Here is a 12,083-nt window from a genome sequence, read left to right on the forward strand (position 1 = left end):
TCATTTGAAAAACAAGTGCAAAAAAATCCAAATAAACTAGCGATTACTTGTGACGGTATAAACCTTACGTATAAAGAGCTAAATGAACGAGCGAATGAACTAGCACATTATTTAGTAGAAGAAGGAATACGACCAAATCAGTTTGTAGCTTTAGTATTCCCTAGATCAATAGAAATGATAGTTAGTATGCTAGCAGTCTTAAAGGCTGGTGCAGCATATTTACCAATAGATCCAGAATACCCAGCAGAAAGAGTTAATTATATAGTAGATGATGCAAAACCAGTTTGTATCATAACACATTCATCTGTTTCATCTAAGTTAGTTATAGAAAATGGTATGAAAAAAATTGTATTAGATGGCGAAGAAACGAAACTAGCGTTACATACATATTCTCGTATGAATATAGCATGTAAGAATGATGTATTACTTTTAAACCCAGCCTATACAATATATACTTCAGGCTCAACAGGAAACCCAAAAGGTGTAATTGTTCCTATGAGAGGTTTAAGTAACTTTTTAATGGCTATGCAACAAAAGTTTTCGTTAAATGAAAATGATCATTTATTAGCAGTTACAACTTTTGCGTTTGATATTTCTGCTCTAGAAATTTATTTACCTCTTATTAGTGGTGCAAGTTTAACAATTGCGCAAAAAGAAGACATACAAGAGCCTTCTGCATTAACGACACTTTTACAAGAAGAAAGAGTGACCGTTATGCAGGCTACACCGACGCTTTGGCAGGCGTTAGTAACTGATTATCCAGAGAAGCTACAAGGGCTAAACATACTTGTTGGTGGTGAAGCTCTTCCAGCGCATTTAGCAAATAAATTAAAAGAATTAGGTTGCTCAATAACTAATTTATATGGACCAACTGAAACGACGATTTGGTCTACTTTCATGAACATTGATGAAAGTGAAAAGGGTATACCTCCTATTGGAAAGCCAATTTCCAATACAGAAGTGTATGTATTGGATGCAGGGTTACAACCAGTTCCACCTGGAGTTATTGGTGAATTATATATTGCAGGGGAAGGACTTGCAAGCGGATATTTAGGAAAACCTGAGTTAACAGCTGAACGGTTTGTTGCAAATCCTTATGGAGAATCAGGGAAGCGCATGTACCGTACAGGAGATCTTGTGAAATGGCGTAGTGATGGTGCGTTAGAGTACATTAGTCGCGCAGATCATCAAATTAAAATTCGTGGATTCCGAATTGAATTAGCTGAAATTGAAACGGTATTACAACGACATGAAAATATTCAACAAGCGGTAGTAATGGTACGAGAAGATCGTCCAAATGATAAACGCATCATTGCATATATCATTGCAGAAGAAAAGGAACCGATTAATCTTTCAGAAATTCGTTCTTATGTTTCAGAAAGTTTAGCGAATTATATGATACCATCGGCATTTGTTGTGCTAGAAGAATTACCATTAACGCCAAATGGTAAGGTTGACAGAAAGAAATTACCTGCGCCTAATTTTAATGGAATGAACAATGAGAGGGTTGCTAGAAATCCGAAAGAAGAAATATTATGTGATTTATTTGCAGAAGTACTTGGTGTTTCTCGAATTAGTATTGATGATAATTTCTTTGAAATGGGTGGACATTCCCTTCTTGCATCTCGTTTAATGGCAAGAATTCGTGAAACGTTAAGTGTGGAATTAGGTATCGGGAAACTATTTGAATCACCAACTGTTGCCGAACTGGCGAAACAATTAAACCATGCAAAAAGTGCAAGACCAGCTATTCAGAAAGCAAGTAGGCCAAATGAAGTTCCACTTTCATTTGCACAGCGCAGGTTATGGTTCTTAAATTGTTTAGAAGGTCCAAGTCCTACTTATAATATTCCGCTAGTCATTCGTATGAATGGAATATTGAATGAGGAAGCATTACAAGGTGCTTTTTATGATGTAGTTGAGAAACATGAAACACTTAGAACAATTTTCCCTAACGTATTAGGTAGTTCCTATCAGAAAATTTTAGATATGGAAAACTTAAATCTAGAAATGATTATAACAAAAACATGTAAAGATGAATTAGAAAGTGTACTTTCAGAGGCGGTAAGATATAGTTTTAACCTCGATATTGAGCCGGCAGTTCGTTTGCAACTTTTTACAGTGAGTGAAAACGAACATGTATTATTAATTTTATTACATCATATTGTAGGTGATGGCTGGTCATTACAGCCGTTAACGAGAGATTTTACAGCGGCGTATAAAGCACGATGTCAAGGTGACAGAGTTCAGCTGGAGACACTTCCAGTTCAATACGCAGATTATGCACTTTGGCAACAACAATTGCTAGGTGATGAAACGACACCAGAGAGTCTTATTTCAACACAATTAGATTTTTGGAAAGAAGAACTTAAAGGTTTACCAGATCAAATGGAGTTACCTACAGATTTCCAGCGTCCAATTGAGACGAGTTACCGCGGGGAAACAATTCATTTTCATATAGATGAAGGTATGCATAGTAGGTTAGTAGAGCTTGCACGTAAAAATGGAGTTAGTTTGTTTATGGTGTTACAAGCAGGGCTTAGTGCACTATTTACAAGATTAGGTGCAGGCACTGATATACCAATTGGAAGTCCCATTGCTGGAAGAAATGATGATGTACTTTCAGATATTGTTGGTTTATTTGTAAATACATTAGTGTTACGTACAAATACTTCAGGAGATCCAAGTTTTAAAGAATTATTAAATAGAGTGAAGCAGGTAAATCTTGCAGCTTATGAAAATCAAGATGTTCCATTTGAAAGGCTTGTTGAAGTGTTAAATCCAGTCCGTACTCGAAACAGCCACCCGTTGTTTCAGGTTATGTTAGCTTTTCAAAATACACCAGAAGCAACGTTTCATGTACCAGGTTTAGAAGCGAGCCTTGAAATTCAAAGCGTCGGTTCTGCAAAATTTGATTTAACATTTGAAATTAGTGAGAGTAACGGGGATGATGGTACTCCGAACGGTTTACATGGATTACTAGAGTTTAGTACCGATTTATATAAACGTGAAACGGTTCAAAAACTAATAGAACGATTCATTTTGTTATTAGATGATGCGGCGACAAATCCGGATCAATCCATTGGCAGATTAGAAATATTAACTTTAGCAGAGAAAAATACAGTATTAGAAAAGTGGAATGGTGGTTTTCAAATTGCACCAGAAATGACATTGCCACAATTATTTGAAAAACAGTCTCATATAAATCCAAATTCTATTGCTGTTGTCTTTGAAGATAAGAAATTAACTTATGAAGAGTTAAATAGAAAAGCAAATAAAATAGCTCGATTCCTAATAGCAAAAGGGATTGGTCCTGATCAACTCGTTGCTTTAGCGATGCCAAGATCATTAAACATGGTGGTAAGCTTATTAGCTGTTCTTAAAGCGGGTGCTGGATACCTTCCGTTAGATCCAGATTACCCAGCAGATCGTATTTCATTTATGCTACACGATGCGAAACCATCATGTGTTTTAACGAATTCAGAAGTGGAAATTGAATGTGACGAGGCACTAAAAGTTTTAGTTGATGATGTGAAAGTAATAGCAGAAGTTGAGAAATATAGTGAAGACAATATTGATGAAGTGGAACGAATTAAGCCATTATCTCCATCACATATTGCTTACGTTATTTATACATCAGGCTCAACGGGTAGACCGAAAGGCGTTATGATACCTCATCAAAATGTAGTAAGACTTTTAGGGGCAACTGATCATTGGTTCCAGTTTGACGGAAACGATGTTTGGACGATGTTCCATTCATACGCTTTTGATTTCTCGGTTTGGGAAATTTGGGGACCTTTATTATACGGAGGGCGTTTAGTTGTAGTGCCACATACTGTAAGTCGCTCGCCGAAAGAATTTTTACAGCTTCTTGTTAAAGAAAAGGTTACGGTTTTAAATCAAACTCCATCAGCGTTCTATCAATTGATGCAAGCAGATCGTGAAAATGAAGAGATTGGCCAAAAATTATCTTTACGATATGTTGTTTTTGGAGGAGAAGCACTTGAGCTAAGTCGCTTAGAAGATTGGTATAGTCGACATCCTCATAATGCACCAAAGCTTATTAATATGTACGGTATTACGGAGACGACAGTGCATGTTAGTTATATTGAATTAGATGAAACTATCGTCTCTTTACGAGCAAATAGTTTAATTGGGTGCAGTATACCTGACCTTAAAGTGTATGTGTTAGACAACTATTTACAACCAGTGCCACCTGGAGTAGTTGGAGAAATGTATGTTGCAGGTGCAGGGCTTGCGCGTGGATATTTAGGAAGAGCAGGATTAACGGCTGAACGCTTTATCGCAGATCCATTTGGCAAGCCAGGTACAAGAATGTATCGTACAGGAGACTTAGCTCGCTGGCGTAAAGATGGGACGCTAGATTATATAGGACGTGCAGATCATCAAATAAAAATTCGTGGATTCCGAATTGAATTAGGAGAAATAGAAGCAGTCATAATGAAGCACCCTAAAGTTGAGCAAGTAGCCGTTATTGTACGGGAAGATCAACCAGGGGATAAACGGTTAGTTTCTTATATCGTCGCATCAAATGATGAAGAGATTGATACGAATGAAATGCGTCAGTTTGCTAGTGGTAGTTTACCAGATTATATGGTTCCATACGCTTTTGTAGTAGTAAATGAGTTACCTTTAACTCCAAACGGTAAATTAGATAGAAAGGCATTGCCAGCTCCAGAATTTATCGCATCATCTTCTAGTCGTGGTCCAAGAACACCGCAAGAAGAAATGTTATGTGACTTGTTTACAGAAGTGCTAAGTGTACCTCAAATTGGAATTGATGACGGATTTTTTGATCTTGGTGGGCATTCACTCCTTGCAGTACAGCTTATGAGCCGCATTAAAGAGGCGCTTGGAGTGGAACTAAACATTGGCACTTTATTTGCAGCACCGACTGTTGCAGGGTTAGCTGAAAGACTTGAGATGGGGAATGGTCAAAGTGCACTTGATGTGTTGCTTCCATTACGAGCAAGCGGGGATCAATTACCACTATTTTGTGTACATCCAGCAGGTGGATTAAGTTGGTGCTATGCAGGACTTATGAAATCTTTAGGAACAGATTATCCAATCTATGGTGTACAAGCACGTGGTATTGCTAAAAATGAAGAACTTCCAAAAACTTTAGAGGAGATGGCGGCGGATTACTTGAAACACGTTCGTGAAGTACAGCCTCATGGACCATATCGTTTACTAGGCTGGTCGCTTGGAGGAAATGTTGTGCATGCAATGGCGGCGCAACTACAAAATGGAGGGGAAGAAGTAGAATTACTCGTTATGCTTGATTCTTATCCTGGACACTTCTTACCGAATACGGAAGCGCCTACTGAAGAGGAAGCGTTAATAGCATTACTTGCTTTAGGCGGATATGACCCAGATAACATGGATGGTAAACCACTTACAATGGAAAGTGCAGTTGAAATCCTTCGTAAAGATGGAAGTGCATTAGCAAGTCTTGAAGAAGAGACTATATTGAATTTGAAAGAAACATATGTAAATTCAGTAGGGTTGTTAGGGAAGTATGTACCGAAAGTTTATAACGGAGATATCTTATTCTTTAGATCTACTGTTATACCAGATTGGTTTGATCCTATTTCTCCAAATACGTGGCTAAATTATTTAGACGGGCAAATTGTGCAGCACGATATTGATTGTAGACATAAAGATCTATGTCAGCCAGGTCCACTCACGGAAATTGGACAAGTATTAGCGAAATATTTGCAGAATAAGAAAGGGGTAAGTAGAGTATGACGAATCCATTTGAAAATGATAATTACACATATAAAGTATTAATAAATGAGGAGGGCCAGTATTCTCTCTGGCCTGCTTTTCTCGATGTACCTATTGGCTGGAATGTCGTATATGAAGAAGCTAGTAGGCAGAGCTGCTTGGAATATGTTGAATATAACTGGAAAGATTTGAATCCGAAAAGTAATCAAGTTCGCGAAAAAACATTAGCAGGAAAACGATAATGAAAGCAAAACTAAATCCAAAAGTAGTTGTAAGTATCGTGTATATAACTGCGATGTTTATGGCTGCGATGGACGCAACGATTGTAAATGTAGCACTGCAAACGATAAGTAGAGAACTACAAGTACCTGCATCTGCAATGGGGACGGTTAATGTTGGGTATTTAGTTAGTTTAGCTGTTTTCCTTCCGATTTCTGGTTGGTTAGGAGATCGTTTTGGGACGAAAAGAGTATTTTTAATTGCTCTTTTCGTATTTACAATCGCTTCTGCTTTATGCGGAATGGCTAACGATATTACTTCATTGAATATTTTTCGTATCATTCAAGGTGCTGGTGGAGGGCTTTTAACACCGGTCGGAATGGCGATGTTATTTCGAACATTTTCACCAAAGGAAAGACCGAAGATTTCCCGGTTCATTGTACTTCCAATTGCTGTAGCGCCAGCAGTTGGGCCTATCATCGGTGGTTTCTTTGTAGATCAAATGTCTTGGCGTTGGGCATTTTATATTAATGTACCGTTTGGAATCGTTGCATTGCTATTTGGACTTCTATTTTTAGCAGAGCATGTTGAAAAATCAGCTGGTCGCTTTGATTCTCTTGGCTTTATTTTATCAGCACCAGGATTTGCGATGCTCATATATGCACTCAGCCAGGGACCATCAAAAGGGTGGATTTCTCCAGAAATTATGAGTACCGGGGTAGCTGGGCTTGTATTCATTGCGTTGTTTATAATCGTAGAACTGAAAGTAAAGCAACCGATGTTAGATTTACGCTTATTAAAAGAACCAGTATTTAGAAAGATGAGCATTATATCATTATTTTCATCAGCTGGTTTATTAGGAATGTTATTTGTTTTTCCACTTATGTATCAAAATGTGATAGGAGTTTCCGCGCTAGAATCAGGACTTACGACATTTCCAGAGGCGATTGGATTAATGATTTCTTCACAAATTGTGCCATGGTCATATAAGAAATTAGGAGCTCGAAAGGTAATTTCTATTGGATTAATATGTACGGCGGTTATATTTGTTTTATTGAGTTTTGTAAATCACGATACGAATCCGTGGCAAATCCGGGCATTATTGTTTGGCATTGGTATTTTCTTAGGTCAATCTGTCGGTGCGGTTCAATTTTCTGCCTTTAACAATATCACGCCGCCTTCTATGGGGAGAGCGACTACTATATTCAATGTGCAAAATCGATTAGGTTCAGCAATAGGAGTAGCTGTTTTAGCTAGTATACTAGCTGGTTTTGGAAGTAATAACGTTCAATCCGATTTTTTACCATATCAAGCAGCATTAATTGGATCAGCAATATTTTTGCTTATAGCACTACTATTTTCTTTACGTATTTCCGATAAAGAGGTAATGTCAAAGAAGAAAGAAAAAACATTATCAGTATCAGAAAAAGAGAAAGTACTTGTCAATGAGTAACAATATACGTATGCTTTTTTATGAAAATTGATATTCGTTGAATAAAGGAGAGTTTACATGATAGAAAGTAAAGTTGTAGATTCTATTCCAACTTTGAATGAGAATGATTGTCAAATATGGTGGGCAAGAATTTCAGATTTACAATCATGGCATTACAATTTACTAAATAATATAGAGCGAGAGAAAGCAAATTCGTATCATCATTCGGCAGATCGAGCTCGTTTTATAATAGGTTGCGTAATTAGTAGATTAGTTCTCGGCAAGATACTTTCTATGTCACCAGTCCAAGTACCAATTGATCGAATGTGTTCCGTATGTAAATTGCAGCATGGAAGACCACAATTACCAGAAGGTATGCCGCAATTATCTGTTTCGCATTCAGGTGAGTGGGTTGTCGTTGCATTTACAAAATCTGCACCTGTTGGCATAGATGTAGAACAAATGAATCCAAATGTAGATGTTATGAAAATGGCAGAAGGTGTATTAACAGACATTGAAATAGCACAAGTTATGAAACTGCCAAATGAACAGAAAATAGAAGGTTTTTTAACATATTGGACTCGAAAAGAAGCGGTGTTGAAAGCGACAGGTGAAGGACTAATGATTCCACCAGTACATATTACAGTATCAGCTCCAAATAATCCTCCAAGATTGTTAGTTTTTAAGGATAAGCAAGAGTTGGCAAATAATACAATGATGGAAGATGTAAGGCCTAGTTTAGATTATATGGCTTCTGTTGCAATATTCAGTAAGGAAGTGACTGAAATTACGCAATTAGACGCGGTAGCACTTTTAAATCTTAAATAAAAAATTATAGAAGAGGTGTTCCTCATGTTAGTGGCGGAAAATAGAAAGAATGAATTCACTTATAATATACAAGCAATTAAAAATATTTTATTTTCTGGAGATACATCATCCATTCACGCTTTAGAAAAGCTTTTAAATGATACAGTTCAGTTTGATGTTCTTGAACAAGAGGCACTTGGTAGACAGTACATTCCGAAAGAAGCAAAGAATTTCTTTGATAAAGATGGAACATTTCTTTACCGTGTATCTAATGTTAGTTATAAAGGTAAGGTTTTATCTGAAAATCTAATTTTTGCAGACACTTCGTTTTTACCGGACGCAATAAAGAGTGAATTAGAGAGTGGAAATATTCCTGTTGAAAAGCTTATAGAAAAGATGGAAGTAAGAAGAAACGTATTATATGAAGGATATCAGCCATCTGGAAATATTATCGAATTGTTTGATGGATGTTCTGTTACAGCGAATGTGTATCCAACTAGAAAGTATCAAATTGTAAGTAACTGCAAATGTGTATTTTATATTTGTGAAGTGTACCATGCAGAGAATATAAAGCAATTGCTTAAATAAAAACAAGAAACCAGCCTATAAAATGGCTGGTTTCTTGTTTATTTAACAGCTTCTTTTAATTCTTTACCTGCTTTAAATGCAGGAACTTTACCAGCTGCGATTTGAATTTCTTCGCCAGTTTGCGGATTACGTCCTGTACGAGCAGATCTTTCGCGCACTTCAAAAGTTCCAAATCCGATTAATTGAACTTTATCGCCAGATTGTAATGCATTAGCAATTGTGTCAAATACGGATTGTACAGCTGCAGAAGCGTCCTTTTGAGAAATATCAGCTGATTGTGCTACGTTTTTAATTAATTCTGTTTTGTTCATGTTTTCACCTCATAAAAAAATTTTTGGAATGAATGTTTTAGTATAATAGATAGTAAAGATAAAGCTATCACTATGATTAGAAAGAATACTATATAATTATGTTAATTTCGTTGCAAGAGACTGAATCCCTTCTATTATTTAGGGATTAATTAAGAATCGATGCATATAAAAAGCTTAAGTATGAGGATGAGGGGGAGTATAGGAATGATTTTTCGTGAAAAAAATGAGAAGGAAAGTATATTAATTCGTCAACATGATCATGGTTTTTTAGCTGGAGAGATTGCAAAGCATATAAAAGAGGACTTTTTTGAAGGTAAAACATATTTAAAAGAAACAGTTGATGCAATATATGAGCATGACAGAGGATGGATAGAGCTTGATAAAGTACCAATTTTGAATGATGCTAAAAATATTCCATATACATTTATGGATTGTCCAAGCCCATTACGTTTTGTTTTTTATACGATTGGTTTGAATGAAATTGAAAATTCTAATCCATACGGGGCATTGCTTTGCAGTAAACATTTTTTATCATTTCCACTAAACGAGGAAGATGAAGAGATGATGTCATTTTATAAACATGAATTAGAACGACAAAAAAGAATTTTGAAAACGTTAACAAAGGAACAGTTTGCGATGTTTGATAAATATTATAGATTATTAAAGTTTTGTGATGAACTTTCTTTATACGTATGTATGAATAAGCCTGGTGTAAAAAAGAAAGATGAAATTGATTTATTTAAAGATGGTTTTGAAGGAACAGAAATGTTTAATAGTAAGGAGGAGAAACTTATTCAAGCTGAATGGGTGGACGAGGAAACAATTCGGATTACACCATTTCCATTTCAAACGGAATTTCATACGTATGTAAAATATAAAACGATAAATAAACATGAAATGAAAGGAAAAGGGATTGCAAAGGCTGATAGAGAATCGGAAATGAAGAAACAAACCATTCGTTTCATACAATAAGGAGGTAATATAAATTGAAAGATTATATATTAAAACAGTGTGATTACCATGCTTGGGCTAATACTAGATTATTCAATCGATTAAAAGAGTTACCAAACTATGAGACAATTTTTAATGAGCAGATACAGAGTGTATTCCCATCCATTAAGGATACTTTTGTGCATATTTATATTACAGATCAAGTGTGGTTACACATATTGCATGGTAAAAGTATGAATGAAGCAATACAAGACCGAGAAGATTTACGAAAACAAATTGAAACTAAATCGTTACATGAATTAGAAAAAATGTTTGAAAACATGGCAAATCAATATAAAGACTTTTTAATTACAATACAAGACGTGAATGCTGTATTTGTTATTGAGAACCCATATGCAGGGGCATTAGAAACTTCAATTTTAGAGTTAGTACAACATGTCGTAAATCATGGTACATATCATAGAGGAAATATAACAGCGATGATTCGTCAACTTGGTCATTCGTCGACAATGATGGATTTTGTACTGTATTTACATATGGTTAAAAAGCAGGGAGAGTAATATAGTTTGTAAGAAGGAGAGGCTTTAATTATAGAAGTCTCTCCTTCTATTTTATTCCGCATTCATGGTAGATCGACTGATTAAAGTTTTCTTAAGAAGCTTTATTTTCTTGTAATTGCTTAGCGTATTGTACAGCCTTAAATGCATTGACTCTACCATTTTTCCAGTACGTACCTGTACCACTAATTTTATCAGAAGTTGACTCAATAATTTGGCGAATTTGTGTATTGCTATATCCTTGATTTGCTAAAAGAGCAGCGACTCCTGCAACATGAGGTGTTGCCATAGAAGTACCACTTAATGATTGATACGAGCTTCCTTTATAAGTGGAGTATATATTTGAACCTGGTGCTGCAACATCTACCCAGCTACCATAAGTAGAAAATGAAGATTTCTTATCTGCTTGATCTGTAGAAGCAACTGCAATTACTTCGCTGTAATAAGCAGGGTAATTAGCTTTTGTATTTCCAGCATTTCCAGCAGCTGCAACTATAACAGAGCCTTTATTCCATGCATATTGAACGGCTTGTTGTAATGCAGTACCACCATTTGGAGCTCCTAAACTTAAACTAATTACTTTTGCCCCCGAATCAGCAGCTTCTCGAATACCTTGCGCTACAGCATCAAGTGTACCACTTCCTTGATTATCTAATACGCGGACAGCATAAATTGAAGTTTGTGGGGCAACACCAGCAATTCCGACACTGTTATTCGTAAGGGCTCCAGTAATTCCAGCGCAATGTGTACCATGACCATTACCATCATCAGATGTATTGTCGTTATCAACATAATCATGCCCGTAAATTACTTTCGAAGCCAAATCAGGGTGTGAGCCTTGAACTCCTGTATCAATAATAGCTACTTTTACACCAGGATCACTTCGTTGGCTATCCCAAGCTTGTGGAGCTTGAATCTTTTGCAATCCATATTGATTTTTAAAATATGGGTCGTTCGGAGTCCAAAAGGCGTGAACGTAATAATTCGGTTCTGCATATTCTACATCTGGATTATTTTTATAACTCTTTATTTTTTCTTTTACAGTACCTTTCGAAAATTGAACGACTTCAAAACCTAACTTATCATCTTTAGATAAGACATTAGCTCCGACAGATTTATGAAAAGATTGCACGTTACTTAAAGATGCATTTTGCTTGAACTTAACGATTAATTGGTTAGGAACGTAATCAGTAGATGATGTTTCAGCGCTTGAAGTATTCGTGTTAATGAAGAAACCACCAATAATAAATGATAAAACAGATAGGAAAACAATGATTTTGTTTTTCAAAAGATTTTTCCTCCCTTTCTTGGATAAGTTTTTCAGCGACGCTTTAATGTCGCATTCCTTTTCAACTATATAGTTAGACCATACGATTTATGTCATTTATGTGAAAAACTTTTAGTGGAATAAAAAAGGGAAAGATTGATATAAATATATTTTTAATGATATTTACTGAGTAAGAAAACAAA

General features: G+C 35.9%; 9 protein-coding genes. 7 read left to right on the top strand and 2 right to left on the bottom strand.

Annotated features, from left to right (window positions below; all coding sequences use genetic code 11):
* The 5 genes from MR160_RS12250 to MR160_RS12270 all read left to right on the top strand — a co-directional run.
* On the top strand, positions 1 to 5,769 hold a 5,769-nt coding region (locus MR160_RS12250), incomplete at its 5' end, for an amino acid adenylation domain-containing protein (RefSeq protein ID WP_242297418.1).
* Entirely contained in the window at positions 5,766 to 5,990 is a 225-nt protein-coding gene (locus MR160_RS12255; RefSeq protein ID WP_000184057.1) for an MbtH family protein, read from the top strand. The genes MR160_RS12250 and MR160_RS12255, both read left to right, overlap by 4 nt.
* A complete protein-coding gene (locus MR160_RS12260) occupies positions 5,990 to 7,420 on the top strand; it encodes an MDR family MFS transporter (protein ID WP_000644938.1) in 1,431 nt (476 codons plus the stop codon). Before MR160_RS12255 ends, MR160_RS12260 begins: the two co-directional genes overlap by 1 nt.
* Before the next feature lie 57 nt (positions 7,421 to 7,477).
* Positions 7,478 to 8,227 (top strand): 4'-phosphopantetheinyl transferase Sfp, encoded by a 750-nt coding sequence (sfp, locus tag MR160_RS12265; protein ID WP_000573014.1) that lies wholly within the window; start codon positions 7,478 to 7,480, stop codon positions 8,225 to 8,227.
* 24 nt (positions 8,228 to 8,251) lie between these two features.
* The gene (locus MR160_RS12270) at positions 8,252 to 8,794 is read left to right on the top strand and encodes a hypothetical protein (protein ID WP_000959120.1); all 543 of its coding nucleotides are present in this window, start codon (positions 8,252 to 8,254) and stop codon (positions 8,792 to 8,794) included.
* Positions 8,795 to 8,832: 38 nt separating this feature from the next.
* Here the strand turns inward: MR160_RS12270 and MR160_RS12275 are convergent, their stop codons facing one another.
* Positions 8,833 to 9,105, bottom strand: a complete 273-nt coding sequence (locus tag MR160_RS12275) for an HU family DNA-binding protein (RefSeq protein WP_001043905.1) — start codon at positions 9,103 to 9,105, stop codon at positions 8,833 to 8,835.
* Between the two features lie 204 nt (positions 9,106 to 9,309).
* Here MR160_RS12275 and MR160_RS12280 point away from each other — a divergent pair, with 204 nt between their 5' ends.
* Together MR160_RS12280 and MR160_RS12285 are read left to right on the top strand one after the other, a co-directional pair.
* Entirely contained in the window at positions 9,310 to 10,077 is a 768-nt protein-coding gene (locus MR160_RS12280) for a DUF3891 family protein (RefSeq protein ID WP_000577287.1), read from the top strand.
* A 14-nt stretch (positions 10,078 to 10,091) separates the two neighbouring features.
* A complete protein-coding gene (locus MR160_RS12285; protein WP_000656265.1) occupies positions 10,092 to 10,616 on the top strand; it encodes a DinB family protein in 525 nt (174 codons plus the stop codon).
* A 91-nt stretch (positions 10,617 to 10,707) separates the two neighbouring features.
* Here the strand turns inward: MR160_RS12285 and MR160_RS12290 are convergent, their stop codons facing one another.
* A complete protein-coding gene (locus tag MR160_RS12290) occupies positions 10,708 to 11,901 on the bottom strand; it encodes a S8 family peptidase (protein ID WP_086391109.1) in 1,194 nt (397 codons plus the stop codon).
* Positions 11,902 to 12,083: the final 182 nt, after the last annotated feature.

The sequence above is a fragment of the Bacillus cereus group sp. BfR-BA-01382 genome (assembly GCF_022663475.1).
In the GTDB taxonomy this organism is placed as follows: Bacteria; Bacillota; Bacilli; order Bacillales; family Bacillaceae_G; genus Bacillus_A; species Bacillus_A thuringiensis_S.